Source organism: Bradyrhizobium sp. 4, assembly GCF_023100905.1.
Lineage (GTDB): Bacteria > Pseudomonadota > Alphaproteobacteria > Rhizobiales > Xanthobacteraceae > Bradyrhizobium.
In genome coordinates this window covers 5174046-5198784 of sequence record NZ_CP064686.1, presented here as the reverse complement: position 1 = coordinate 5198784, position 24739 = coordinate 5174046, and the positions used below count along the sequence as shown (strand labels likewise).

Annotated in this window: 23 protein-coding genes; 16 read left to right on the top strand and 7 right to left on the bottom strand. The window is 64.9% G+C overall.

All coding sequences use genetic code 11. The features are described from left to right. Nucleotides 1-304 precede the first annotated feature (304 nt). Entirely contained in the window at nucleotides 305-1084 is a 780-nt protein-coding gene (locus tag IVB45_RS24830) for a fumarylacetoacetate hydrolase family protein (protein ID WP_247287342.1), read from the top strand. A 255-nt stretch (nucleotides 1085-1339) separates the two neighbouring features. Here the strand turns inward: IVB45_RS24830 and flgH are convergent, their stop codons facing one another. The 4 genes from flgH to flgF are packed head-to-tail and all read right to left on the bottom strand — an operon-like array spanning nucleotide 1340 to nucleotide 4827. Next, nucleotides 1340-2107: a flagellar basal body L-ring protein FlgH gene (flgH, locus tag IVB45_RS24825; protein ID WP_027567596.1), complete on the bottom strand. Its 768-nt coding sequence runs from the start codon at nucleotides 2105-2107 to the stop codon at nucleotides 1340-1342. A 3-nt stretch (nucleotides 2108-2110) separates the two neighbouring features. After that, complete coding sequence (flgA, locus tag IVB45_RS24820; protein WP_247362570.1) at nucleotides 2111-3250, bottom strand: flagellar basal body P-ring formation chaperone FlgA; 1140 nt, start codon at nucleotides 3248-3250, stop codon at nucleotides 2111-2113. Between the two features lie 10 nt (nucleotides 3251-3260). After that, nucleotides 3261-4049 carry a flagellar basal-body rod protein FlgG gene (flgG, locus tag IVB45_RS24815; RefSeq protein ID WP_007602131.1) on the bottom strand — a complete coding sequence of 263 codons (789 nt, stop codon included), beginning with the start codon at nucleotides 4047-4049 and terminating at the stop codon, nucleotides 3261-3263. 16 nt (nucleotides 4050-4065) lie between these two features. Continuing rightward, the gene (gene flgF / locus IVB45_RS24810) at nucleotides 4066-4827 is read right to left on the bottom strand and encodes a flagellar basal-body rod protein FlgF (protein WP_247362568.1); all 762 of its coding nucleotides are present in this window, start codon (nucleotides 4825-4827) and stop codon (nucleotides 4066-4068) included. Between the two features lie 379 nt (nucleotides 4828-5206). On the opposite strand from flgF, the gene fliL reads away from it, so the two are divergent. The 5 genes from fliL to IVB45_RS24785 all read left to right on the top strand — a co-directional run bounded on the left by fliL (nucleotide 5207) and on the right by IVB45_RS24785 (nucleotide 12013). Continuing rightward, nucleotides 5207-5707, top strand: coding sequence for a flagellar basal body-associated protein FliL (fliL, locus tag IVB45_RS24805; RefSeq protein WP_247362566.1), 501 nt, complete (start codon nucleotides 5207-5209; stop codon nucleotides 5705-5707). A gap of 19 nt (nucleotides 5708-5726) precedes the next feature. Beyond that, nucleotides 5727-6929: a flagellar motor switch protein FliM gene (fliM, locus tag IVB45_RS24800; RefSeq protein WP_027567600.1), complete on the top strand. Its 1203-nt coding sequence runs from the start codon at nucleotides 5727-5729 to the stop codon at nucleotides 6927-6929. Beyond that, nucleotides 6926-7372, top strand: a complete 447-nt coding sequence (locus IVB45_RS24795) for a DUF6468 domain-containing protein (protein ID WP_027567601.1) — start codon at nucleotides 6926-6928, stop codon at nucleotides 7370-7372. The genes fliM and IVB45_RS24795 overlap by 4 nt, the downstream gene beginning before the upstream one ends. Nucleotides 7373-7381: 9 nt before the next feature. Next, complete coding sequence (locus IVB45_RS24790; RefSeq protein ID WP_247362564.1) at nucleotides 7382-8140, top strand: flagellar protein FlbB; 759 nt, start codon at nucleotides 7382-7384, stop codon at nucleotides 8138-8140. Nucleotides 8141-8203: 63 nt separating this feature from the next. Further along, entirely contained in the window at nucleotides 8204-12013 is a 3810-nt protein-coding gene (locus IVB45_RS24785; protein ID WP_247362562.1) for a tetratricopeptide repeat protein, read from the top strand. 92 nt (nucleotides 12014-12105) lie between these two features. Here IVB45_RS24785 and IVB45_RS24780 read toward each other — a convergent pair whose 3' ends face one another. The 3 genes from IVB45_RS24780 to IVB45_RS24770 all read right to left on the bottom strand — a co-directional run bounded on the left by IVB45_RS24780 (nucleotide 12106) and on the right by IVB45_RS24770 (nucleotide 15237). Next, on the bottom strand, nucleotides 12106-13311 hold the full coding sequence (locus IVB45_RS24780; RefSeq protein ID WP_247362560.1) for a multidrug effflux MFS transporter: 1206 nt from the start codon (nucleotides 13309-13311) through the stop codon (nucleotides 12106-12108). A 196-nt stretch (nucleotides 13312-13507) separates the two neighbouring features. Beyond that, nucleotides 13508-14269 carry a flagellar type III secretion system pore protein FliP gene (gene fliP, locus IVB45_RS24775; RefSeq protein ID WP_027567605.1) on the bottom strand — a complete coding sequence of 254 codons (762 nt, stop codon included), beginning with the start codon at nucleotides 14267-14269 and terminating at the stop codon, nucleotides 13508-13510. Next, entirely contained in the window at nucleotides 14266-15237 is a 972-nt protein-coding gene (locus IVB45_RS24770) for a flagellar biosynthetic protein FliO (protein ID WP_247362557.1), read from the bottom strand. The genes fliP and IVB45_RS24770 overlap by 4 nt, the downstream gene beginning before the upstream one ends. A gap of 351 nt (nucleotides 15238-15588) precedes the next feature. Here IVB45_RS24770 and flgB point away from each other — a divergent pair, with 351 nt between their 5' ends. The 10 genes from flgB to IVB45_RS24720 all read left to right on the top strand — a co-directional run bounded on the left by flgB (nucleotide 15589) and on the right by IVB45_RS24720 (nucleotide 24710). Further along, a complete protein-coding gene (flgB, locus tag IVB45_RS24765; RefSeq protein WP_027518914.1) occupies nucleotides 15589-15993 on the top strand; it encodes a flagellar basal body rod protein FlgB in 405 nt (134 codons plus the stop codon). Between the two features lie 18 nt (nucleotides 15994-16011). Next, entirely contained in the window at nucleotides 16012-16437 is a 426-nt protein-coding gene (flgC, locus tag IVB45_RS24760; RefSeq protein WP_027567607.1) for a flagellar basal body rod protein FlgC, read from the top strand. A 16-nt stretch (nucleotides 16438-16453) separates the two neighbouring features. Then, nucleotides 16454-16762 (top strand): flagellar hook-basal body complex protein FliE, encoded by a 309-nt coding sequence (gene fliE / locus IVB45_RS24755; protein WP_007612285.1) that lies wholly within the window; start codon nucleotides 16454-16456, stop codon nucleotides 16760-16762. A gap of 173 nt (nucleotides 16763-16935) precedes the next feature. Beyond that, nucleotides 16936-17199, top strand: a complete 264-nt coding sequence (gene fliQ, locus IVB45_RS24750; RefSeq protein WP_007612284.1) for a flagellar biosynthesis protein FliQ — start codon at nucleotides 16936-16938, stop codon at nucleotides 17197-17199. Nucleotides 17200-17216: 17 nt separating this feature from the next. After that, nucleotides 17217-17987 carry a flagellar biosynthetic protein FliR gene (gene fliR, locus IVB45_RS24745; protein ID WP_007602155.1) on the top strand — a complete coding sequence of 257 codons (771 nt, stop codon included), beginning with the start codon at nucleotides 17217-17219 and terminating at the stop codon, nucleotides 17985-17987. A gap of 11 nt (nucleotides 17988-17998) precedes the next feature. Further along, on the top strand, nucleotides 17999-19078 hold the full coding sequence (gene flhB / locus IVB45_RS24740; RefSeq protein ID WP_018456412.1) for a flagellar biosynthesis protein FlhB: 1080 nt from the start codon (nucleotides 17999-18001) through the stop codon (nucleotides 19076-19078). 154 nt (nucleotides 19079-19232) lie between these two features. Beyond that, nucleotides 19233-21815: a PAS domain-containing protein gene (locus tag IVB45_RS24735; protein WP_247362552.1), complete on the top strand. Its 2583-nt coding sequence runs from the start codon at nucleotides 19233-19235 to the stop codon at nucleotides 21813-21815. A gap of 292 nt (nucleotides 21816-22107) precedes the next feature. Then, the gene (locus IVB45_RS24730; RefSeq protein ID WP_027567609.1) at nucleotides 22108-23100 is read left to right on the top strand and encodes a Tim44 domain-containing protein; all 993 of its coding nucleotides are present in this window, start codon (nucleotides 22108-22110) and stop codon (nucleotides 23098-23100) included. A gap of 143 nt (nucleotides 23101-23243) precedes the next feature. After that, nucleotides 23244-23924 carry a lectin gene (locus IVB45_RS24725; RefSeq protein ID WP_247362549.1) on the top strand — a complete coding sequence of 227 codons (681 nt, stop codon included), beginning with the start codon at nucleotides 23244-23246 and terminating at the stop codon, nucleotides 23922-23924. 78 nt (nucleotides 23925-24002) lie between these two features. Then, the gene (locus IVB45_RS24720) at nucleotides 24003-24710 is read left to right on the top strand and encodes a glutathione S-transferase (protein WP_247362547.1); all 708 of its coding nucleotides are present in this window, start codon (nucleotides 24003-24005) and stop codon (nucleotides 24708-24710) included. The last annotated feature ends 29 nt before the right edge of the window (nucleotides 24711-24739 follow it).

Below are 24739 nucleotides of genomic sequence, written 5' to 3'. Positions count from 1 at the left end.
CGAGTCGCATCAAGGACATCGACTCGAATGCTGAGGCACTGATCCAGCAGCTTCACGCGTTGCTGCAATCAGGCCTGGTGCGACGCTGCAGGGTGCGCATCCCCATAAAGCCCGGACCAGCTCAATATTTCCTTAAACGCCGGCGCCGCCCGTGAGGCTTGCCGTGATGTGGCCGGCCAGCGTCCGCGTCTCATCCAGCTTGGGCCGGCAATGACGTGCTGCCGCGCGGCCCCCTGCGCTTGTCACGCCCCGGCGGGGATGCTGAAGTGCCGCCCTCGATTGTGGTGTGTAGGAGCGGGCGCCGATGGACAGAATTCTCGCAGCCGCAAAGGCGATCGCGCTGGCGCGCCGCAACCATGCGCCGCTCGCGGCGCTCGAAGTTCCTCCCGCCGATGAAGCCGAGGGCTATCAGGTCCAGCGCGCGCTGCACGATCTGCTGCTGCCGCATGCCGGCCCGCTCGTCGGCTACAAGATCGGCTGCACCAGCCAGGTGATGCAGGATTACATCGGCATTCCACACCCCTGCGGCGGCGGCGTGTTCCAGAAGGGCGTGCACGACAGCGGCGTGCGGCTCGCGGCTGCCGATTTTGTCCGCGTCGGCGTTGAATGCGAGATCGCGGTGCGGCTGAAGCGCAATCTCGCCGCCGGCGAGGCGCCATTCACGGCCGAATGGGTCGGCGAAGCCGTCGAGGCCTATCATCCCGCGATCGAGATCGTCGACGACCGCTATGTGAAGTGGGAAACAATGGGCGCGCCGACGCTGATCGCCGACGATTTCTTCGCCGCCGGCTGCGTGCTGGGCGAGGTCGTGCCGCGCTCGTCGGTGCCGGACCTGAAGGCGGTCAAAGGCCGCGCCATCGTCAACGGCGAAGAGGTGAGCCACGGCACCGGCGCCGACGTGCTCGGCCATCCGCACAACGCACTCGCCTGGCTCGCCAACCATCTCGCCGCCGAGGGCAAGGGTCTGCACGCGGGCCAGCTCGTTCTCACCGGGAGCCTGGTGAAGACGCTGTGGCTGAAAGCCGGCGACAAGGTGCGGATGGAACTGGACGGGCTGGGGACGGTGGAGGCGGAGTTTACGTGATCTCTCCGCGTCCTTGCGAGCGAAGCGAAGCAATCCAGAGTCCCTCCGCGGCGGCAGCCTGGATTGCTTCGCTGCGCTCGCAATGACGGAGGTTGGGGCAGCGGTGCCGCTACGATCGCGCATCTGGCCGGCTGTACGCAGCGGCACCATCGCCAAAATACATGCGGCCCTCGCCAGGGGAGCTAACGAGGGCCGCGTCGTACATCGTCGTCCGCGCCTAGGTTCGCGAACACGATGTGGGAGCTCGGGAGAAGCTTAGAAGGGCAGCAGCACGTCCATGACTTGCTGGCCGTAGCGCGGTTGCTGCACGTCCATGATCTGGCCGCGGCCGCCGTAGGCGATGCGGGCCTGCGCGATCTTGGTGGAATCGATGGTGTTGTCGCTCTGGATGTCTTCGGGACGGACGATGCCGGCGACGATGAGCTCGCGGATTTCGTAGTTGACGCGGATTTCCTGCTTGCCTTCGACCACGAGGTTGCCGTTGGGCAGGACCTGGGTGACGACGGCCGCGACGTTGGTCTGCAACGCTTCCTTGCGGTCCACGCTTCCTTTGCCCTCGCTGGACGCGGTCGAGTCGGCGGTTAGGATACGGCCGGGCAACACCTTCTGCGCTTGGGCGCCCAATGTCTTGGCGCCGATGAAGTCGGTGATTCCGGAATCTTCCTTGTTGGTGCGGCTGCGCTGGGTGTCGTTTTCGATATTGGCCTTGTCGGTGATGTTCACGGCCACCGTCAGGAGATCGCCGACCTGATGGGCGCGCTGGTCCTTGAAGAAGGCACGGCTGCCGTTCCGCCACAGCGAGTTCGGATTGTAGGAGGCGACTTCCGGCTTCGGCATCGGCATCTGCACCGGCTTGTAACCGGGCTGCGTCGTCGGATTGTCGATCGCCGACAATTTCGGCTGCTCGCCGATCTGCGACAAACGGTCGATCGATGAGCAGCCGCTCGCCAGCGCGCAAGTCGCCAGCAGCAGGGCAGAGATCGCGATGCGACGGGGACGAAAAGCCGAACTGAACCTGGACATGACTTACTCTGACTTGGCTGGAGCTTGCGAGACGCGAACTTGCGGGATCTGGGCTTGCGCGATCTGGGCCGGGGATGCCGGGGTCTGGACCAGGTTCCGGACGAGGGCTGCGGTATCGACCGGGGCGGGCGCCTCGTCACGCTTGAGCGACGAGGTCTGTTCGACCGCAGCCGGCATCGGCGCGGCTTGGCTGGCGCCCTGGACCGTCACCTGGCCGCGGCCGGTGACGACGCCGCTCAGCGTGCGCTTGGTCTGCAGGTTGAGCACGCTGATGGTGTCGCCCTCGGCGCCGCTCTCGATCGCCTTGCCGCGCGTGGTGAGGTAGATTCCGGGGACCTGGTAGATGACGGTGACGTTCTGGTCGCGCTGCACGAAGTCGGGCTTGACGATGTCGGCGACGCGGATCGGCGTCCCCGCCCGCATCGGCCTGCGGAGCTGCATGCCGAGCGTGCGATCTCGCGAGGCGGCCTCACCCGTGACCTCGGCCTTCGGCCGGCGTTCCATGGCGACGTCGGAGGCCTTCAGGAGATCGACACGATCGATGTCGCGCGTCAGCACGGCCACTTCCACAGTTTCGATCGCGTTGCCGGTGAAACGCAGCTTGGTCGGTGCCGAAGTGTTGTCGTTATTGATCTCGAAGGCGATGTCGAAACGGCCGCTGCGGGCGTCGTAGCGGGTTGCGACCGGCTGCAGCACGCCGGTGTTGGAGGCATCCAACCGCATGTCGGCAATGCCGCGGTCGAACGTGACGGTGATGTTGGCGGCGTCGCCAAGTCCGAAGCGGTGCTCGAGCGCCGAGGCGACCGCGGTTTCGAGGTCCTTGTTCACGAGCGTGCGGGCGAGACGGGTGACCTGGACCTCCTTGATGTCGCCGGTCATCACGCCGATCACCTGTTTTGCGCGCAACACCGCCAGCACCTGGGCGACTGGCAGCGCACCGGTGGTGCCGAGATCGGGCGAGCGGTAGAGCGGGATCAGCGCGGCCGAGCCGGCATTGTCGATGAGATCGCCGACCCGCACCACGTCCGAGGTCACGGTGATGCTCGCGCGCAGCGTCGGCGTCGCGATGAAATCGTCGGCGGCCCGTGCGGGCAGCGCCAGTACGAGGAGAGCGGAGATGGTGGCGAGGGTGGTCCGGATCATCGTCATCACCTCAGCGGAACAACGCCGTGGTCGACTGCATCATCTGGTCGGCGGCGCTGATCACCTTGGCGTTCATCTCGTAGGCGCGCTGGGCGGCGATCAGGTCGCTCATTTCCGAGACGACGTCGACATTGGCCTGCTCGAGGCTGCTCTGGGTGATATTGCCGAAACCTTCGGAGCTCGCGGTACCGTCCTGCGGTGGGCCGGAGGAGGGCGTCTCGGTGAACTGATTGTTTCCGACCGGCTGGAGGCCCGCCTTGTTGATGAATCGGGTCAGGCCGATCTGGCCCTGGACGGCCGAGGTCGACGAACCCGGCAGCGTCACCGAGACCTGCCCCTGCACGTTGATGGTGAGGCCCGAGGCGTTGTTCGGGATCGTGATCGTCGGTTGCACCGGGTTACCCTGCGCGGTGACGATGCGCCCCTGATTGTCCATCTGGAAGGTGCCGTCGCGGGTGTACTGGTAGCTGCCGTCGGGCATCAGGATCTTGAAGAAGCCTTCGCCCGTGATGGCCATGTCGAGGTCGTTGCCGGTCTGCGACAGCGTGCCCTGGGTCATGCTGCGCGGGGTGCCGACGGTCTTGACGCCGCCGCCAATATCGACGCCGACCGGCAGAATCGTGCCCTGGTCGGATGACTGGGCGCCGACCCGGCGGACGTGTTCGTAGATCAGGTCCTGGAACGCCGCGGTCTGCTTCTTGAAGCCGGTGGTGCGCAGGTTCGCGATGTTGTTGGAGATCACCTGAACGTTGAGTTCCTGTGCCGCCATTCCGGTTGCTGCGGTGTGAAGCGCCTGCATGTCAGTTCTCCCTCAATCAGGCCGGAACGTCGGCGAGCTTCTCGATCGCTGATTTGTGCATGTCACTCTGCTGCTGGAGCAGGTTGGCGATGGCGGTGTAGCTGCGCATGACTTCGACCATGCGGCTCATCTCACCGACCGAGTTCACGTTCGACTTCTCGACATGGCCCTGCTGCACGGTCGACTTGGTGTCGGCCTGCGGGACCGCGGAGCCGATGTTGTAAAGGTTGGCGCCGAGCTTCGTAAGCTTGGCCGGATCGTCGAACGAGGCCATGCGGATCTTGCCGCGGATCGAGTCGTTCTTGGCCGTGCCCTCGAGCACGGTGACGGTGCCGTCCGGCGCGACGTTGATGTCGTGATCGGTCGGCTGGAAGGTGATCGGGCCGCCGGTGCCCAGCACGAGGTTGCCGTCGGAGGTGACGAGCTGGCCGGTGCTGTTGAGCGAGAATTTGCCGTCGCGGGTGTAGCGCTCGGCGCCATTGGCCTGCACGGCGAAATAGGCGTTGCCGCTGATCGCCATGTCGAGCGGATTCTTGGTCGGCTCCATCGGCCCCTGGCCGACGTCGCGGAAGGTGCCGCGGTCCTGCACATAGGAGACCCGGCGGTCGGAGCCGACGAAATTGTCCTCACGCGCGTTCGAGTTGAGGTACTCCTCGAACAACGAATGGTCGGCCTTGAAGCCGTTGGTGTTGGCGTTGGCGACGTTGTTGGCGATGACATCCATCTGCCGTTCCAACGTCATCTGTCGTGACAAGCCGATCAGAAGCGCGTTCTGCATCGGAAATCTCCCCTGAGTGAGATCCGCCAGCTCGCTCTCCCAAGCGCATTGGCCGATCCCGTGAACGAGACCTCGGGTTCTCCCAAACCCTGGGTCTCGATCCTTTCTCAGCGAAACTCGTGCCAAGCCTAAAAATATTGTAATTTCAGCGACTTGTCTATTTTTCGAGGGCGCGGGGAGGCGGCAGAAACGGTCTGTTAGCCATGTTTGCCCGGCAGATTTTTCCTAGCGAAGGCCCAATCGAAAGGTTCCGTTAACCATTATTACCGTAGCGTTTGGGCGTAAGAGGAGCACTGCGCTGGGGCATTTGTATCGCGTCACTGTCTGCCAGGAGCTTCGCTCTTTCGACCCCTTTGAGAGATGAGCGAGCGCGGCGATCATGGCAGAGAATGAAGCGGAAGGCGGCGCAGCCGCTGAGGGCGCGCAAGTCGCTCCGCCCAAGAACAAGTTCAAGCTGATGATCATGGCGGTAGGCCTGCTCGCCGTTCTCGGCGGCGGCGCCGCGACCTGGTTCTTCTTTTTCCGTCACGGCGACGACGAGCATCACGCCGAGGCGGCGCCTCCGCCGAAGCCGCCGTCTTTCGTCGAGGTCCCCGACATCATGGTGAACCTCGCCGGCGCGCCGGGCGAGCGCGTGCAATATCTGAAGCTCAAGATCGTGCTGGAGCTGAAGGAAGAGAAGCAGGTCGAGGCGATCAAGCCGACGATGCCGCGCATCACCGACATCTTCCAGACCTATGCGCGCGAGCTGCGCTCCTCCGACCTCAACGGTTCCGCCGGCATCTTCCGTCTCAAGGAAGAGCTGACGAAGCGCGTCAACGCGGCGGTCGCTCCGGTCCAGGTCAGCGCGGTGCTGTTCAAGGAAGTCGTGATCCAGTGAGCATGACGGGCTAGGGATCATGGCAGGCACCGACCAACCAGACCAGGATGCAATTGCCGCCCAATGGGAGGCCTCGCTCGATTCCGAGGATCCCGCCGAGGCCGCGAAAGCTGCTGCCGAGAACGAACTATCGGAGACCATGGCCCTGCAATGGGCGGCCATGGTCGAGGATGGCAGCCGCGATCTCGGCGCCGGCAAGAATTCCGGCGAACGGGTTCTGTCGCAGGAGGAGATCGACAACCTCCTCGGCTTCGCGGTCGGCGACGTCACGCTCGACGATCATTCCGGCATTCGCGCCATCATCGATTCGGCGATGGTCTCCTACGAGCGTCTGCCGATGCTCGAAATCGTCTTCGACCGCCTGGTGCGGTTGCTGACGACCTCCTTGCGCAATTTCACCTCCGACAACGTCGAAGTCTCGCTCGACCGCATCACCTCGGTGCGCTTCGGCGACTACATGAACTCGATCCCGCTGCCCGCCGTCCTCACTGTCTTCAAGGCCGAAGAGTGGGACAATTTCGGCATGGCCGTGGTCGATTCCAGCCTGATCTACTCGATGATCGACGTGCTGCTCGGCGGCCGCCGCGGCTCGAGCCAGCTGCGCATCGAGGGCCGGCCCTACACCACGATCGAGACTGAGTTGGTCAAGCGGTTGGTCGAAGTCGTCATGGCCGATGCCGAACAGGCGTTCCGGCCGCTGTCGCCGGTGACCTTCACCATCGACCGGCTCGAGACAAACCCGCGTTTCGCCGCGATCAGCCGTCCTGCCAACGCCGCGATCCTGGTGCGCCTGCGCATCGACATGGAAGATCGCGGCGGCAACATCGAGCTCCTGCTGCCTTACGCGACCATCGAGCCGATCCGGGGCGTCCTGCTCCAGATGTTCATGGGCGAAAAGTTCGGCCGCGACCAGATCTGGGAAGGTCATTTCGCAACCGAGATCGTCCAGGCCGAGATCTCCGTCGACGCCGTGCTCTACGAAGCCGACATCCCACTCAAGCAGCTGATGCGGCTCAAGGTCGGCGACACGCTGCCGCTGGACATGCGCGCGGATGCCAACGTCACCGTTCGCTGCGGCGACGTCACCATCACCGAAGGACGCATGGGCCGGGTCGGCGACCGCGTCGCGATCCGGGTGACGAAACCCTTGCGCAAGCCAAGTACGACACTTGCGATGTTCGAAAAGGTCGACGAGCAGAACAAGATGATGGAGGCCCCATGAACCACTCCCTAGGAATGGCGATCGAGACGCTGGTGGCTATCCTGCTGATGCTGACCATCGTCTACTGCGTCACGCTCAACAAGCGACTGACGCGGCTGAAGGCGGACGAGCATTCGCTGAAGGCGGTCATCGGTGAGCTGATCACCGCAACCGAGATCGCCGAGCGCGCGATCGGCGGGCTGAAGCTCGCCGTGCGCGACGTCAACGAGAACCTCGGCAGCCAGCTTGCGTCGGCGACCCAGATGTCCGAGCAGCTCTACAAGCAGCTCGGCGAAGCCGACAATGTGGTGCGGCGGCTGTCCAAGATCGCAATCGCCGCGCGCCCCGTCACGAACCCGGAAATGCTCGCCGCGCCCGCAGCCAAGCCCTCGTCGGCGAAGGCGGTGGCGGCTGCGGCCGAAGCCTTCTCCGAACGCCGACGATCCAACGGTCTTGCCGCATAAAGTCAGGGTATGAAGTCTTTTCGCAACATCCGCGTCATTCCGATCGTGCTGGTTGCCGTCGCTGGCCTCGCCACGCTGAAGGTCACGGGTCTTGTGATCAATGGCGGCTATGTCTTCGACTACAAGCCGAGCCCGACCAAGAAGTCCTGGGCGCAGGAGAATCTGAACTTCCCGGCCAGCCGCGAAGATCCCGATATCACCGGCTCGACCCATGGCGCGCCGAAGGAGGCGCCGAAGCCGGCCGCACCCGACACCAAGTCCGAAGGCGCGGCGGTCAAGGAGGAAGCCCAGCCGCAGATCTCCGCCTCGGAGCGCGCGATCCTGGAACGCCTGCAGTCGCGCCGCCAGGAAATCGAGGCCCGCCAGCGCGAGATCGACATCCGCGAGAGCCTGTTGAAATCCGCCGAGAAGCGCATCGAAAACAAGGTCGAGGAGATGAAGGCGGTAGAAACCCGTATCTCCGCGACGCAGGCCGAGCAGAAGGCCGCCGAAGCCCAGCGCATGAAGGGCCTCGTGACCATGTATGAGGGCATGAAACCCAAGGATGCCGCGCGGGTCTTTGACCGGCTCGAGATGGGCGTGCTGATCGAGATCGCCTCGCAGATCGCGCCACGAAAAATGTCGGACATCATGGGATTGATGTCCCCGGAGGCCGCCGAGCGGCTGACGGTCGAGATGGCCCGCCGGGCCAATGGCGGCGGCGATCAGTCCGCTTCGGCCGGCGAGCTGCCCAAGATCGACGGCAAGCCGACGCAAAAGCCGAATTGAGGGCTCATACTTAAGAAGTCCTTAATTGCCAAAATCTACAGTCTGGGGCAGGGGCCGGCACCAATGCCGGCGTGGACCGTCGAACCGGAAGTAATGCCGCCAATGGCGCGAGAGGCTGCCGCTGGATTTGTGTCGCGAGCCCGCGCCCTGGCGCGGAGGCTGTCGCGTCATGTCCGCACGGCGCCGCTGCTGGCAGCGAGCCTGCTGATCGGCTTCACGACGCCTGTCCGGGCGGCCGATGCGATCCGGGGCGAGGCGACTTTCTCGGCCGGCGGCGGCTTTGCCCGTCTCGTGATCAAGCTCGGAGAGGACGTCCCCTCCGAGGTGACGACGGCCGGTTCCATTCTCGTCATCCGCTTCGACCGGGCGGTCGACGTGCCCGTCGACCGCGTCCCGGAAGGCGCGCCCGAGTACGTCAACTCCGCCCGCCGCGATCCCGACGGCGGCGCCATCCGGCTGTCGCTGGCGCGGCGCGTCACCGTCAACACCATGAATGCCGGCGAGCGAACCTTCATCGACCTCTTGCCGGAGGGTTGGAAGGGGCCGCCGCCGAGCCTGCCGATGGACGTCGTCAAGGAACTCGCCGAGCGCGCGCGCGTCGCCGAACGCGCGTTACGCGCCCAGCGCGCCGCGGCGGAGAGCAAGAAGCGTCCGCAGATCCGCGTGCGCGCCTCGGTCCAGCCGACCTTCGTCCGCTTCGTGTTCGAGATGCCCGACGGCGTCGGGGTGTCCTCCGTGCTCAACGAGCAGAAGCTCACGCTCGCCTTCAACGCCAACCTCAATTTCGATCTGGCGGACGCGGTCGTCGCAGCGCCGCCGAACGTCGCCTCGATCAAGCAGAAGGCCGACATCGACCAGACCAGTGTCGAGATCGCGCTGATCGGCGATTCCGACGTGCATTCGTTCCGCGACGAGAAGAACTACGTCGTCGACATCTCCTTCCAGCCGGACAAGGGCAAGATGGCCAATTCGGCCGAGGCTGCGATCGCGCAGGCCAAGCCCGCCGCCCATGGACCGGCGCCTGCGCCTGAAAAGCCGGCGGCCGAGAAGCCGAAGGACGCGCATCGCGAGATCGCGCCGCCGACGTCCGAGACGATCGCGCGCGAAGCCAGGATCGACGTCAAGCCCGAGGTGAAGCCGGAAGCACCCTCCGCCATGCCGCCCGCTGAAGCGCCGAAATCGCTGCCAGCTCCTGCGGTCGAAGCTGCGCACGCTGCGCAAGCGCCCAAGGAAGCGGTCAAGGAAGCGGTCAAGGAAGTTTCAAAGACGGTCGCGCCAGTTGCAGAAACTGCGGTCGCGCCCGCCAAGCCGGTCATGGCCGAAGCGCCTCAAGAGGTCGTGAAGGAAGCTGCCAAGGAACCCGTCAAGGAGCCGGCCACGGAGGCCCTCAAGGCTGCTCCAGCAGAGGCGCCCGCAGCTCCGCAGCCGAGTGGTGCCAGCGTCGATGTCCGCCGCGACAGCGACGGCCTGCGCGTGACCTTTCCGCTTCAGGTCGCAACGCCTGCGGCGGCGTTCCGCCGTGGCGATACCGTCTGGCTGGTGTTCGATACGGCGAAGCCGATCGACGTCGAGGCGATCCGCACCAAGGGCGGTGCGATGATCGGGGAAGTCGGCCGCGTCCCGCTCGAGAAGGGACAGGCGGTGCGCATCCGTCTCACCCGGCCGCTGGTCTATTCGCTGACGAGCGAGGAGGTCGGCAAGCAGACCAACTGGCTCTTGACCCTCGCCGACAAGATCCAGGCGACGCCGCTGCCGTTGATGATCTCGCGCAACATCACCGACCCGGCGCTTGCCAACATCGCGATCCCCTTCGCCAATCCGGGGCTCCTGCACAAGCTCACCGATCCCGATGCCGGCGACACGCTCTATGTCATCACCGCGCAGCGGCCGGTGCGCGGCTTCATCAAGCGGCAGGATCTCGTTGATCTCGCGCTGCTGGAATCCGCGCATGGCATCGCGATCCGGCCAAATTCCGACGAGGTCGGCGTCGAGGTGGGGGCCGACAAGGTCATCCTCGGCAAGAAGGGCGGGCTGACGCTGTCGCCGGTCGACATCTCGGCCGAGCGCGCGCCGACCGCGGTGCGGCCGGTCTTCAGCCCCGAAGGCTGGCGCAAGGGCCAGTCGGAAAATTTCATAGCGCGCCAGAACGAGCTGATCACGGCGATCTCCAACGTCGAACCGGCGATGCGATCGCTGCCGCGGCTCGACCTTGCGCAATTCTACATGTCGCGCGCGATGTATCACGAGGCCAAGGCCGTCACCGAATTGATGCTGGCCGATCCTCTCAACAAGGAGGAAAGCGGCGCGCTGATCATGCATGCGATCGCGAGCATCCTGATCGGCCGGCCGGCGCAGGGCCTGAAGGACCTCGCCAACCCCGTGATCGGCAACAGCCACGATTCCCAGCTTTGGAAGGCGCTCGCCTATGCGCGCCAGGGCAAATGGGCGGACGCGCGCGAGAAGTTCAAGAACGTCGAGTTCGCCATCGCCTCGCTGCCGCTCGACATCCAGCGCATCGTGACGATGGAGGCGATGCGCGCTTCGCTCGAGGTGAAGGACTATGCCGGCGCCTCCAAGCGCCGCAGCGAACTCGAGGTGGTCGGCGTCTCGCCCGAGGCCGCGCCCGGCTTCGCCGTGCTGCGCGGCCGGCTCGCCGAGGCGCTCGGACACGACAAGGACGCGCTCGACGACTACAAGTTCGCGGTCGGCTCGTCCGACCGGCCGGCTGCGGCCGAGGCCAAGCAGCTCGAGGTCGCGCTGCGGCAGAAGCGCGACGAGATCGGCAAGGAAGACGCGCTGCGCGAGCTCGAAACGCTCTCGATGACCTGGCGCGGCGACTCGATCGAGGTCAAGACGCTCCAGATGCTGTCGCAGATGTTTGCCGAGAACGGGCGCTACCGGGACGCGCTCACCGCGGCGCGTACCGCGACAAAGCTGCAGCCGAACGCGGAAGCCTCGCGCCAGGCGCAGGACCTCGCCTCCGACCTGTTCACGCAGATCTTCCTGGGGCCCAAGGGCGACGAGCTGCCGCCGATCGAAGCGCTGGGGATGTTCTACGAGTTCCGCGAGCTGACGCCGATCGGCCGCCGCGGCGACGAACTGATCCGACGCCTCTCCGACCGTCTCGCCTCGATCGATCTGCTCGATCAGGCCGCCGAGCTCCTGCAATACCAGGTCGACCACCGCCTCGAAGGCGCGGCGCGTGCACAAGTCGCCGCACGCCTGTCCATGATCTATCTCGCCAACCGCAGACCCGACATGGCGATCACGGCGTTGCGCGCGAGCCGTATCAGCGACCTCTCAGGCGAGCTCAGGCAGCAACGCCTGCTGCTGGAGGCGCGTGCCCAGAGCGACGTCGGCCGCCACGATCTCGCGCTCGACATCGTCTCCAACGTGACAGGGCGCGAAGTGCTGCGCCTACGCTCCGACATCTTCTGGGCGGCGCGGCGCTGGCGTGAATCCGCCGAGCAGATCGAGCTTTATTACGGCGAGCGCTTCCGCGACTTCAAGCCGCTCAACGCGGTGGAGAAAAGCGACATCATCCGCGCCGCCGTCGGTTATGCGCTCGCCGACGACTCGATTGGCATGTCGCGCTTTCGCGAGAAATATGCGCCGCTGATGAGCGAGAGCGCCGATCGGCTCGCGTTCGACATCGCGAGCAAACCGACCGGCGCCTCCAGCGCCGAATTTGCCGATATCGCCAAGCTGGCTGCCAGCGTCGACACGCTCGACGGCTTCCTGCGCGAGATGAAGCAGCGCTTCCCCGACGCCACCGCCCGCGCGCCGGCCTCGCCGCAGGCCAAGGACGAATCCGACCACACCGGCTCGCTGCCCACGATCCCGGTGGTGCGGCAGGTCAAGATGACGCGGTAGGATCGCTGCTCCTTCCGGGCCTCGCGACAGGTCTCGTGAGCAAGCTCTCGAAGTGACGGGCAGCGCCGAATCCTATCGCCCGGGGCGGGGGCTTAATTGAGCTTTACCCGGACCTGATAAATTGCCGAGGCCAAGGTCGAGGCAAGCACTAGCACGAGACCAAGCCCGATCATGGGATTCCTTGCGATCACCGCCGCAAGCGATACCCCCAGCGCCGCGGCCAACATCTGCCAGAAACCCAACAGGGCCGAGGCAGCACCGGCGCGATCGCCGAATGGCGAAAGAGCTTGCGCACTGCAGAGCGGATTGACCATGCCCATGCCTAGCAGGAATACGCATGCGCCGACAAGAAATGGCAAAAAGCGCCCGTCGAGAAGCGCGAATAGCAACACCATACCGCCACCGACACAGGCCAGCGCGAGGCCGATGCAAATCGATCGGTCGAGACCAAGGTGCGGAACGATTTTTGTAGCGGTAATGCCAGCGCTAAAGACGATCATGACAGTGCCTGCGAAGAACAGGCCGAGTTGCATGGGTGTGAAGTCGAGGCCTTCTATCAAGACACGCGGTAACGCCGAAAACATTGCAAACAGCGCACCTAAGATGAGGCTAACGGTTGCGGCAGGAACCAAGAAACGGCGGTCAGTCGATAGCGACCAGTAATTCTTGGCGATTGTCGAGAAATCGAACTCGGCGCGTGGCGCGTGGTGCGTTTCTCCGAAAGCCGCAAGAAATGCTGAGGCGGCGACGACGGCGAAGATTCCGACGAACACAAATGCTGAACGCCAGCCAAAAAAATGATCCAGCGCGCCACCGACCAGCGGCGAGAATCCGGGCGCCGCTGCCATCGCAACCATAACAAACGTGAGCACGCGCGCTAGCTTTTCGCCCTGAAAAAGATCTCTTGCGATAGCTCGCGAAAGGACAGACGTGGCACATGCGCCACCGGCCTGCACGACGCGACCAATCAATAGTGCCGCCAAATCATTGGCTAACGCGCACCATATGCTACCTGCGAAAAATACAGCAAATCCGATCATCACGGGTATGCGCCGGCCGAAACGATCCGACAACGGACCGACAACGAGTTGTCCGACCGCGAACATGGCGAGGAATATGGTGATAGCTGAGGTTACCTGAGCGCTGGAGACGCCTACCGCGACGGCGATGCTCGGTAGCGAAGGCAACAGAATGTTGGTGGCCAACGTGCCACTCGCAGACAACGCAGCAAGAACGGCGACCTGAAGACCAAGCGGCACGGCTCGAGCGAGCGGACGGTCTTCGACGTTGCTGGTCATAAGCCGCTTCGGATCAATGGATGATAATCATCATATCAACCACCCATTGAATGCGCAACCTGAGCATATTCCGGTATGTCACGAGCCGCCGAACGCGCTCACGGTGGCAGGCTTCCGCCTTGCGCTGATAAGCTGAAGTGTACGCCTACAAGCCTTGGGCCAGAGGATAGGGGCGGTGACCGCTCCCCGGGCCCCGCTACCCCCCGTAACTCTGCACCAGGCTCCCTGCCACCAGCGACCAGCCGTCGACGAGCACGAAGAAGATCAGCTTGAACGGCAGCGAGATGGTTGCCGGTGGCAGCATCATCATGCCCATCGACATCAGCACGGAGGCGACGACGAGGTCGATGATCAGGAACGGAAGGAACAGCAGAAAACCGATCTCGAAGGCGCGCTTCAGCTCCGAGATCATGAAGGCGGGGACGAGGATGCGTAAGCCGAGGTCGTCGGGAGTGGCGGGCGGCGGCTCGCCGGAGAGATCCAGGAACAGCTTGAGGTCCTTCTCGCGCACGTTCTTTTGCATGAAGCCGCGCAGAGGGACGGAGGCGCGCTGAAGCGCGTCCTCGACGCCGAGCTGATTGGCGACGAGCGGACGGATGCCTTCGTCGTAGGATTTTTGCAGGACGGGTCCCATCACGAAGAAGGTGAGAAACATCGCCAGCGCGATGATCACCGAGTTCGGCGGGGCGGTCGCGGTGCCCATCGCGGTGCGCAGCAGCGACAGCACGACCACGATGCGCGTGAACGAGGTCATCATGATCAGGATCGACGGGGCGATCGACAGCACGGTGAGCAGCGCGATCAGCTGGATCGCGCGCTCGGTGACGCCGCCACCGCCAGCGCCTCCGCCGCCGAGATTGATGCTGATGTCCTGCGCATGCGCCGGCATCGCGAGCGAAGCCGCGCCGATCAGGACAGAAAGAAAAAAAACTCTACGCGGGAGGGCCGGCAGCCTCACGAAGACGGCTTCGGACGGCCGAGCAACGAGGCCATCTCGTCTTCGAGATTTTCAAAGCTGGTCTTTTCCGGGGCCGGCTTTGCGGGAGGGGCCGGCGGTGCCGGCGGCTCGCTGCGGGCCACACGCGGGGGAGCGGTCGGGGGCTCCGGCGCGACCGGAGGGGCAAGCGTCTCGCCGGCGGGGCGGCGCAGCGCAGCTTCGAGCCGCTGCGCCATCTCGGCGAGATTCTGCTCGGCGCTCGATGGCGCCGCGGGAGCGGGCGCCGCCGGCGGAACGGGCGGAGCCTGCGGCACAGGCGGAGGAGGCGCGGCGACGCGCTCGGCGCGCACCGGAGGCGCCTTCACCGGCTCGCTCTGGCGCGGCGGACGCGGCATCAGAGGGGGTTCGTTGCGCGCAACGCGCGGCGGAACAGGTTCGGGACGCAGCTCGCGCTCAGGGCGCGGCGCGATCGGCTCGGAGGTGAAGCCGCCCAATGGCGGCTCGTTGCGGCGTTCGGCCATCGCGGGAGCCGGCCGGCGCACTTCGTCGGCGAAGGAGGGGCGCGTGGGTCGCGGTGGCGGCTCGGGCATGTGCGGCTCGGGATGATCGAGCAGTTCGGGCCGCGGTGCTTCGTCGGCCCAGCTGCTGCTATCATGCATCGGCGCAAGACGCGGCGGCTCGGCCGCGTTGGGGCGCTGCGGGAGCTGGTCGCGGCCGGGCGCCGCGCGCACGATGTTGGGTTCGACGACGATGTCGGTGGGGCCGCCGATCATCAGAAGATGCTCGACATTGTCACGCCGGACCAGCACCAGGCGGCGGCGGCCGTCGACCGCGGCGGCATCGATCACGGCGAGCCGGGGCATCCGGCCGCGCTGGGTGTTGGCGCCGAGCCGGCTGGTGGCGAATCGGCGAACCAGCCATGCAGCGACGCCGATCAACGCCAGAACGACGATGAACGCGACGATGAAGGTGATAGGGCTGCCTTGCATACTTGTCCCCGACAAATGGCGCTTGTCTCGGGCCCGTGGTCAGATGCGCCAACCACCGGCTTACGTTGCCCCAAACTGCGATTTCTTAACGTCCCACGGCAAGTTTTGCCGTCCCCAACTCTTAATAACCCATGAATCGCTCGATCCAAAACGACTTCTTGGCCTATGCATGCGCCGCCAAGCGGTTGGGTTAATGCCGCTTTTGGAGGCGTAGAATCACGGGGCACGCGCATTGGTGTCCCGGCGGGGGACAACTCCCTGCGACCTCCTTAACCAGCTGTTAACCATACAGGCGGCAAATTCTGCCTAGCTTCGGACCACGGGTCCTGCGAGGCGGAAGGAGCCGCAACGATGTCCATCAACGATCTTCCGGTGCTATCGGCGCTTCGCACCAAGATGCAATGGCACCAGGAGCGCCAGCGCGTCCTGTCCGAGAACGTCTCCAATTCAGACACGCCCAAATTCCGGCCGCGCGACCTGGTCGAGCCGAAGCTGGACAAGGCTGGCGCCGTCACGGGTTCGATGGGCCCCTTGGCGCTTACCCGCACCAGCGGTTCCCACATGGCGCCGTCAGGCGCGGCCTCCGGATTCGACCAGAACAAGAATGCCGGTTTTGAGACCCGCCCCGCGGGCAACGCCGTCAATCTCGAAGAGGAGATGATGAAGGCCGCCAGCAACCAGATGGATTATGCGGCGGCAACCTCGCTCTATTCGAAGAGCCTGCACCTGCTCAAGACCGCGATCGGCAAAGGCTAGAGCTAGAGGAAGCGCATCATGGCGAATGACAGCAGCGACTTTGCCCGCTCGATGGCGATCGCGACCTCCGGTCTGCGGGCGCAGGCCGGGCGCATGCGGGTGATCTCGGAGAACATCGCAAATGCGGATTCGACCTCGCAGAGCGCCGGCGGCGATCCTTACCGGCGCAAGGTGCCGACCTTCTCCTCCGCGCTCGACCGTACACTCGACGCGCAGGTCGTCACCCTCGGCAGGATCAAACCCGACCAGTCCAATTTCCGCACCAAATACGAGCCGAACAATCCGGCGGCGGATGCAACCGGCAACGTCAAATATCCCAACGTGAACTCGGTGGTCGAGATGACCGACATGCGCGACGCGCAGCGGTCCTACGAGGCCAATCTCAACATCATCAGCGCGACGCGCCGGATGATCCAGCGCACCCTCGACATCCTCAAGAGCTGAACAGGACATTTGAACCATGGCAACACCGACAATTGCCGCCAACGCCTATGCAAACCTTGCCCGCGTGCTGGAGAACAGCGGTGCCGGCAAGGGCAGCGAGCCGAGCGGGCAGTCCTTCGCCTCTCTTCTGAAAGACACTGTCGGCAGCGTCCTGGAGTCCGGCCGCAAATCCGATGCGCAGACGGTGGCGATGGCCGCCGGCAAGGCCAACGTGATGGACGTGGTGACGGCGGTCGCAGACACCGACGTCGCCGTGTCCACGCTGGTCTCGGTCCGCGACCGCGTGATCGCGGCCTATGAAGACATCATGAAGATGCCGATCTGATTTTTGGCGCTCGCGCCCGCCCCAATCGTCATTGCGAGTGCAGCGAAGCAATCCAGAGTCTTTCCGAAGCGGCAGTCTGGATTGCTTCGCTGCGCTCGCAATGACCGGGGATAGGCCTTCGCATCGCTCACAAGAGCGGTGGGAGGCGAGGAATAAGACAAAGGAACTGCGAAATGACCGGACCGGAAACCCTCGACGTCGCGCGTGATGCGATCTGGACCATCGTGATCGTGTCGTCGCCCCTGATGGTGGTCGGCCTCGTGGTCGGCGTCGTCGTGTCGCTGTTCCAGGCACTGACGCAGATCCAGGAGCAGACGCTGATCTACGTGCCGAAGATCCTGGCCATCTTTGCCACAATGCTGTTGGCCTTGCCGTTCATGGCCGACGCGCTGCATTCCCACATGCTGCGGATATCGTCGCGAATCATCGGCGGCTGAGGCACTATGCGCCCGTCATGCGCATCGACGTCTCGCTGCTGCCGGCGCTTGCCGCCTCCTTCATGCTCGCCTTTGCCCGGGTCGGCGCGATGGTGATGCTGTTGCCGGGCCTCGGCGAGACCAATATCCCGACACGGATCAAACTGTCGATCGCGCTGCTGCTCACGCTGATTATCCTGCCGCTGCATCGCAACGCCTATCAGGTCGACATGGGCTCGATCGCGCCGCTGCTGGTCCTGATGCTGCATGAGATCGTCATCGGCATCGTGCTGGGGGCGACCGCGCGGGTGACGTTGTCGGCGCTGCAGGTTGCCGGCGCCGTGATCGCACAGCAGATGGGGCTCGGCTTCGTCACGTCGGTCGATCCGACGCAGGGACAGCAGGGCGTGCTGGTCGGCAACTTCCTGACGATACTGGGGGTCACGCTGCTGTTCGCCACCGACAGCCATCATCTGGTGATCGCGGCACTGAACGACAGCTACACGATCTTCGCGCCGGGCGAGACGGTGTCGAGCGGCGATGTCGCCGCGCTGGCGACGCGCGCCTTCGCCGCCGCGTTCCGCCTGGGCTTGCAACTCTCCGGCCCATTCCTGGTGTTCGGCCTCGTCTTCAACATCGGGCTCGGCGTGCTGGCGCGGCTGATGCCGCAGATGCAGGTCTATTTCGTCGGAGTGCCGCTCTCGATCTTCGCCGGCTTCCTGGTGCTCGCCGTCGTGCTCACGGCGATGATGGGCACCTATCTCGACTATTTCATCGGTGTCATGCACCAGATGATGCCACTCAAGTGATCGGGTGATCGATGGCGGAAGACAACGATCCAGAGAGTCAAACAGAAGACCCGACGCAAAAACGTCTCGAAGAGGCGCTCGAACGCGGTGACGTCGCCAAGAGCCAGGAGATCAACACCTGGTTCATGATCGCGGGCGCCACGCTCGTGGTCTCGAGCTTCTCGGGATCGGTCGGCAGCGGGCTGTTGGCGCCGATGCGCAACCTGCTCGCCAATTCCTGGATGATCAAGACCGACGGCAGGGCTCTGCTTGCCCTGATGCAGCAGATCGAAGTCGCGGTGCTCGCGGCGGTGGGCGTGCCGCTGCTGATGCTGGTACTCGCGGCAATTGCCGGCAACGTGCTGCAGCACCGCCTGGTCTGGTCGGCCGAATCCCTCAAGCCCAAGTTCAGCAAGCTGTCGCCTGCCGAGGGCCTCAAGCGCATCTTCGGCAAGCAAGCGGCGGCGAACTTCCTCAAGGGTCTCGGCAAGCTGATCGTGCTCGGCGCGGTCATGACCGTGATCCTGTGGCCGGAGCGGCATCGCATGGAGGCGATGGTCAGGCTCGATCCGGCCGCCCTGCTCGGTGCCTCCACCAGCCTGACCATTCACCTGCTCGGCGCGGTGGTCGCGGCGCTCGCCATCATCGCCATCGGCGACTATTTCTTCCAGTATCGCAGCTGGTTCCAGCGGCAGAAGATGTCGCTCCAGGAGATCAAGGAAGAGTACAAGCAGTCCGAAGGCGACCCACACATCAAGGGCAAGCTGAGGCAGCTGCGCCAGCAGCGCTCCAAGAAGCGCATGATGGCGGCGGTTCCCAAGGCCTCCGTGATCATCACCAACCCGACCCACTATTCGATCGCGCTGTCCTACGAGCGCGGCATGTCGGCGCCGATCTGCGTCGCCAAGGGCGTCGACAACCTCGCTTTCAAGATCCGGGAGATCGCGCGCGAGCACGACATCCCGATCGTCGAGAACGTGCCGCTCGCCCGCGCGCTCTACGCCACCGTCGAGATCGACGAGGAAATCCCGACCGAGCACTACCATGCGGTCGCCGAAGTCATCGGCTACGTCATGCGTCTGAAGAGCGGATTCGGTGCCAGCCGGCAATAAAACCCCTGAAAAGTACTGGAAATGGCCGTAATCTGGGAATCAGCGTACCTTTCGCCCCTGCTGCCCTTGCGCCTGCGGGTCCGATTCAGGCAGGGAGGACCCTGCGCGCCCTGTAGCGCGTTGATTCTCTGCCGACAGGCTGTGCCAGCTTGAGATGACTGCCGAGACCGACCACGACCTCACACGCGAGCCCGTTGCGGCGCACGAGCCGTCGCCGCGCTCGGGCAGCATTGCCCTGGTGCTGCTGGTGGCCGCCGGGCTCGTCGCCGTTGCCGTCGGGCTGATGACGCTCGGGCGCGCGCAGGCCCAACCCTATATCCTCGGCATTCTCGCCGTGCTGGCGATGGTCGGCCTGTTCAACCTGTTCGCCTTCGCCGCCGGCATCATCCGCTTCGTCGATCGCAATCTCGACGATCCCGTGATGGGCCGCATCGCCGATCACGCCTTCGATGGCCTCGCCGTGACCGACCCGCGCGGCCATGTGGTCTATTCCAATGCGGCCTATCTGACGCTGACCGGCGCTGCCGGCCCACAGGACGTGCGTCCCGTGGAGCGCGTCTTCATCGGCAACCCCGACGTCTCCGAAGCGGTGTTCCGCCTGTTGAAAGCCGCGCGCGAAGGCAAGCGGCAGCAGGAAGAGGTGCGCATCTCCGGCCATGACGGCAGCCAGGGCCGCTGGCTGCGCATGCGGGTGCGGCCCCTCGGCACCGGCAAGCGCGAGACGAGATACGCGGTGTGGTCGATCGCCGACATCACCCGCGACCGCGAGCGCCAGGAGGACGTATTCCAGGAACTCCAGCACGCGATCGAATATCTCGATCACGCGCCTTGCGGTTTCTTCTCGGTCAATCCGGCCGGCGAGCTCGCTTACGTCAACGCGACGCTGGCGAACTGGCTCGACTACGACCTTGCCGAGATCGGCTCGGGCGGGCTGAAGCTCACCGACATCGTCTCCGGCGACGGCGCTTCGCTGCTTACCGCGATCGTGGCGGTGCCGGGCGAGGTCAAGACGGAAGTCTTCGACATCGACCTGCGCATGCGCACCGGCAAGACCATGCCGGTGCGGCTCTATCACAAGCTCGCCTTCGGCGCCGACGGCGCGCCAGGCCCTTCGCGCACGCTAGTGATCAGCCGCGCCCGCGACGAGCGCAGCGATCCGGACCGCGCCGCCGAAGTGCGCTTCATGCGCTTCTTCGACCATACGCCGATGGCGATCGCCACCGTCGACCGCGGCGGTAACGTCGTGCGCGCCAATGCGCGCTACGCCAAGCTCGGGCAGGCGTTGGGGCTCGACAGCGCCAGCAAGTCGATCTTCCGCGCGGTCAATTCGCGCGACCGTCATTTGCTGATCGCGGCCATCAACCAGGCCGCCGAGAATCAGGCCGACATCGCGCCGGTCGAGGTCGCGCTGGAAGGCTCCAAGGAGCGCTGGGGCCAGTTCTTCGTCACGCCGGTCGACGGGGGTGAGAACGACGCGGAAGCCGCCATCGTGCACATGCTCGAGACCACCGAGCGGCGCGCGCTGGAGAACCAGATCAACCAGTCGCAGAAGATGGAGACTGTCGGCCAGCTCGCCGGCGGCATCGCCCACGACTTCAACAACGTGCTCTCCGCCATCATGATGGCGAACGACTTCCTGCTGAACGCGCACAAGCCGACTGATCCGTCGTTCCAGGACATCATGCAGATCAAGCAGAACGCGACGCGGGCCGCCACGCTGGTGCGGCAGTTGCTGGCGTTCTCGCGGCGGCAGACGCTGCGGCCGCAGGTGCTCGACCTCGGCGATGCGCTCTCCGACCTCGCCATGCTGCTGCGCCGCCTGATCGGCGAGAAGGTCAAGCACGAGACCATCCACGGCCGCGATCTCTGGCCGGTCAAGGTCGACGTCTCCCAGTTCGAGCAGGTCATCGTCAATCTCGCGGTCAACGCGCGCGACGCCATGCCCGACGGCGGCAAGCTGATCATCCGCACCGCCAACGTCACCGCCGAGGAGGCGGCCAGGTTGGCCTACAAGGGCATGCCGGCCGCGGACTACGTGCGGATCGAGGTCGCCGACACCGGTACCGGCATCCCCGCCGATATCCGCGACAAGATCTTCGAGCCGTTCTTCTCGACCAAGGAAGTCGGCAAGGGCACCGGCCTCGGGCTCTCGACCGTCTACGGCATCGTCAAGCAGACCGGTGGCTTCATTTACGTGGACTCCGAGCCGGGGCAGGGCACCTCGTTCCAGATCTTCCTGCCGCGCCATCATGCCGAGCCGGAGGTGCAGGTCGAGCAGCCGGCGCCGGTCGTTGGCGCCAGCAATGGTGCCGCGAAGGAAGCTGGGTCCACGGCGGACGCCAAGCCCCGCACCGATCTCACCGGACAGGGCACCATCCTCCTGGTCGAGGACGAAGAGGGCCTGCGCGCGCTAAACGCACGCGGTCTGCGCTCGCGCGGCTACACCGTGGTCGAGGCCGAGAACGGCGTCGAGGCGCTGGAGGTACTGGAAGAGCAGAGCGGCGGAATCGATCTCGTCGTGTCCGACGTCGTGATGCCGGAGATGGACGGCCCGACGCTGCTCAAGGCGATGCGCGAGAAGAACCCCGACATCAAGTTCATCTTCGTCTCCGGCTACGCGGAAGACGCATTCGAGAAGAGCCTGCCCGAAGGCCAGCAGTTCGACTTCCTGCCCAAGCCGTTCACGCTGAGCCAGCTCGTGGCGGCCGTGAAGGAGACGATGGCGAAGGCGGGGTGAGGGCGCGGGCTCTGCGTTCTCCGTCATTGCGAGGAGCGAAGCGACGAAGCAATCCAGTTGCCTCCACGGAAACAGTCTGGATTGCTTCGCTTCGCTCGCAATGACGAGAAAAAAGCTGAACTGCCGGCACCAAAGCCACCGGTAACCCGCGACCGCGGCCCCTTCGCACACGCAGCCAAGCTGCCGCCAAAGATGGGCTTTTGCCACATCCCCGCGACTGAGGGCCGCAGCCATAAGTTCCGATAGTGGCTTCCTTTTTACGGAAGGCTGCCCATCTTAGGGGCACGTCCCCATGCCGGGGATCTGGGAAACCAACATGAATTTCTCGCAACGCTCCCGCAGTCTCTTCAAGACGATTGCCGTCGTGCTGGCGCTTGCGCTGCCGACTGCGCTGGCGATCTCGTCCGCCGACGCGCGCGTCGGTGGCGGCATGTCGTCGGGCTCGCGCGGTTCGCGCACCTATTCGGCCCCGCCATCGACCACGACCGCGCCGGGCTCGACCTCGCAGTTCAATCGGACCTACACCCAGCCGGGCGCAGGCATGAATTCGGCTGCCGCCGCACCCGCGCGCGGCGGCCTGTTCGGCCGGGCCGGCGGCTTCATGGGCGGCCTTGCGGCCGGCTTCCTCGGCGCAGGCCTGCTCGGCATGCTGTTCGGCGGTGGCCTGTTCGGCGGTCTCGGCGGCCTATCGTCGATCATCGGTCTGATCATCCAGATCGTGCTCGTGGTGCTCGTGGTTCGGCTGGCGATGTCGTGGTGGCAGCGCCGCCACACCCCGCAGGCGGCCTATGCCAACGCTGACGCCGGTGCCGGTCCGGGACCGCAGGCGAACAATCGTAGTGGTCTTGGTGGCGGCTTCGGCTTCGGCGCCAACAACGCGCCGCTCGAGATCAAGCCGGACGACTATGAGGCGTTCGAGCGTCTGCTCGGCGACGTCCAGTCCGCCTGGTCGAACGAGGACGTGGCCAAGCTGCACACGCTCGCGACGCCGGAAATGGTCTCCTATTTCGAGCAGGACCTCGGCCAGAACCGCGCGCGCAATGTCGTCAACAAGGTCAGCGATGTGAAGCTGTTGCAGGGCGACCTCGCGGAATCCTGGCGCGAAGGCGAGACCGATTACGCGACGGTGGCGCTGCGCTTCGCGCTCACCGACAAGACGCTCGACCGCAATACCGGCGCAATTGTCGCCGGCAGCGAGCAGCCGGGCGAGGCCACCGAAGTCTGGACCTTTGCCCGACGTCCGGGCGGCGCCTGGGAATTGTCGGCGATCCAGCAGACCAACTGATCGCAGGCGACATGAATAACAAAGGCGTCGTGCTTCTTGCACGGCGCCTTTTCTTTTGGGCCTCTCGCATCGCGGCACCGGAATAAGCGGGCCTGCGTCGGGTTGAAATCTGGCGGCCAACGAAAACACAAAGGGAGGACAGGATGATCCGCATTGAGAGATCCGTGACGATTTCAGGCCTCGCGCTCGCCGCGGCCTTGTTTGCAGCACCATCTGCGCAGGCGCAGTCGGCCGACATGACGTTCTTCGTGACTTCCAATGGTCCTGGCAAGGGCGCCGATCTCGGCGGCCTGGAGGGGGCCGATGCGCAGTGCCAGAAGTTGGCCCAGGCCGGCGGCGCCGGCAGCAAGACCTGGCGCGCTTATCTCTCCACGCAGGCCGCCGACGGCAAGCCGGCCGTCAACGCGCGCGACCGCATCGGCAAGGGACCGTGGCAGAACGCCAAGGGCGCTGTGATCGCCAAGGACGTTGCCGATCTGCACGGGGCGGCCAACAACCTCACCAAGCAGACCGCGCTCAGCGAGAAGGGCGAGGTCATCAACGGCCGCGGCGACACGCCGAACCGGCACGACATCCTCACGGGTTCGCAAGCCGACGGCAGCGCATTTCCCGCGGGTGACGACAAGACCTGCAAGAACTGGACGTCGAGCACGCAAGGCGCGGCGGTCGTCGGCCATGCCGATCGTCAAGGCCTGCGCGATGACGAGCCGTCGAAATCGTGGAACAGCTCGCATCCCTCGCGCGGCCCCGATGGCGGCTGCTCGCAGGCCGATCTGAAGAGCACCGGCGGCGACGGCCTGCTGTATTGCTTCGCGTCGAATTGAGACGCGGAACTCGCTCCGCCCTCATGGAGTTCGTGGTTGCGTGCTACACTCGCCGCCACGCAATCACGGACCCCTTTCATGAAATACGAGCTCTATTATTGGCCCGAGATCCAGGGCCGCGGTGAATATGTGCGGCTGGCGCTGGAGGAGGCGGGCGCGGCTTACATCGACGTGGCGCGTGGCCCACGCGGCACAGCTGCGATGATGAAGATGATAGACGCGCACAAGGGCACGCCGCCCTTTGCGCCGCCGTTCCTCAAAGCCGGCAAGCTCGTCATCGGCCAGACCGCGAACATCCTGCTCTATCTCGGCGCCCGCCACGCTCTCGCCCCGAAATCGGAAGCGGGTCAACTCTGGGTGCATCAGCTCCAGCTCACGATCACCGATTTCGTGGTCGAGATTCACGATACCCATCATCCGCTCGGGCCCTCGCTCTACTACGAAGATCAGAAGCCGCCGGCGAAGAAGCGCACGGCCGACTTCTGGGGCGAGCGCGTGCCGAAATATCTCGGCTATTTCGAGCAGCTGCTTCAAAACAATGGCGGCGCCTATCTCACCGGCCGCAAGCTGTCCTATGTCGATCTCTCGCTGTTCCAGATCGTCGCGGGGCTGCGCTATGCGTTTCCGAAGCGGATGAAGGCGTTCGAGACAGATATCCCAGGCCTCGTCGGTCTGCACGACCGCGTCGCGGCGCGGCCGAACATCAAGGCCTATCTCGAAAGCCGCCGCCGCATTGCCTTCAACGAGCAGGGCATCTTCCGCCGCTACCGCGAATTGGATGGTTAGCCGGTCCGGAGGTGCCGAGGGGGTGTTGC

Bases quoted from the DNA above. Each gene is read 5' to 3' on its own strand.
- fliE (WP_007612285.1), top strand. From the start codon at position 16,454: ATGGCAACACCGACAATTGCCGCCAACGCCTATGCAAACCTTGCCCGC.
- fliR (WP_007602155.1), top strand. From the start codon at position 17,217: ATGCGCATCGACGTCTCGCTGCTGCCGGCGCTTGCCGCCTCCTTCATG.
- flgC (WP_027567607.1), top strand. From the start codon at position 16,012: ATGGCGAATGACAGCAGCGACTTTGCCCGCTCGATGGCGATCGCGACC.
- flgF (WP_247362568.1), bottom strand. From the start codon at position 4,827: ATGCAGAACGCGCTTCTGATCGGCTTGTCACGACAGATGACGTTGGAA.
- IVB45_RS24785 (WP_247362562.1), top strand. From the start codon at position 8,204: ATGCCGGCGTGGACCGTCGAACCGGAAGTAATGCCGCCAATGGCGCGA.
- flgG (WP_007602131.1), bottom strand. From the start codon at position 4,049: ATGCAGGCGCTTCACACCGCAGCAACCGGAATGGCGGCACAGGAACTC.
- IVB45_RS24790 (WP_247362564.1), top strand. From the start codon at position 7,382: ATGAAGTCTTTTCGCAACATCCGCGTCATTCCGATCGTGCTGGTTGCC.
- flgH (WP_027567596.1), bottom strand. From the start codon at position 2,107: ATGTCCAGGTTCAGTTCGGCTTTTCGTCCCCGTCGCATCGCGATCTCT.
- fliQ (WP_007612284.1), top strand. From the start codon at position 16,936: ATGACCGGACCGGAAACCCTCGACGTCGCGCGTGATGCGATCTGGACC.
- IVB45_RS24735 (WP_247362552.1), top strand. From the start codon at position 19,233: ATGACTGCCGAGACCGACCACGACCTCACACGCGAGCCCGTTGCGGCG.
- fliM (WP_027567600.1), top strand. From the start codon at position 5,727: ATGGCAGGCACCGACCAACCAGACCAGGATGCAATTGCCGCCCAATGG.
- fliL (WP_247362566.1), top strand. From the start codon at position 5,207: ATGGCAGAGAATGAAGCGGAAGGCGGCGCAGCCGCTGAGGGCGCGCAA.
- IVB45_RS24720 (WP_247362547.1), top strand. From the start codon at position 24,003: ATGAAATACGAGCTCTATTATTGGCCCGAGATCCAGGGCCGCGGTGAA.
- IVB45_RS24770 (WP_247362557.1), bottom strand. From the start codon at position 15,237: ATGCAAGGCAGCCCTATCACCTTCATCGTCGCGTTCATCGTCGTTCTG.
- IVB45_RS24730 (WP_027567609.1), top strand. From the start codon at position 22,108: ATGCCGGGGATCTGGGAAACCAACATGAATTTCTCGCAACGCTCCCGC.
- IVB45_RS24725 (WP_247362549.1), top strand. From the start codon at position 23,244: ATGATCCGCATTGAGAGATCCGTGACGATTTCAGGCCTCGCGCTCGCC.
- flgA (WP_247362570.1), bottom strand. From the start codon at position 3,250: ATGATCCGGACCACCCTCGCCACCATCTCCGCTCTCCTCGTACTGGCG.
- IVB45_RS24780 (WP_247362560.1), bottom strand. From the start codon at position 13,311: ATGACCAGCAACGTCGAAGACCGTCCGCTCGCTCGAGCCGTGCCGCTT.
- flgB (WP_027518914.1), top strand. From the start codon at position 15,589: ATGTCCATCAACGATCTTCCGGTGCTATCGGCGCTTCGCACCAAGATG.
- flhB (WP_018456412.1), top strand. From the start codon at position 17,999: ATGGCGGAAGACAACGATCCAGAGAGTCAAACAGAAGACCCGACGCAA.
- IVB45_RS24795 (WP_027567601.1), top strand. From the start codon at position 6,926: ATGAACCACTCCCTAGGAATGGCGATCGAGACGCTGGTGGCTATCCTG.
- IVB45_RS24830 (WP_247287342.1), top strand. From the start codon at position 305: ATGGACAGAATTCTCGCAGCCGCAAAGGCGATCGCGCTGGCGCGCCGC.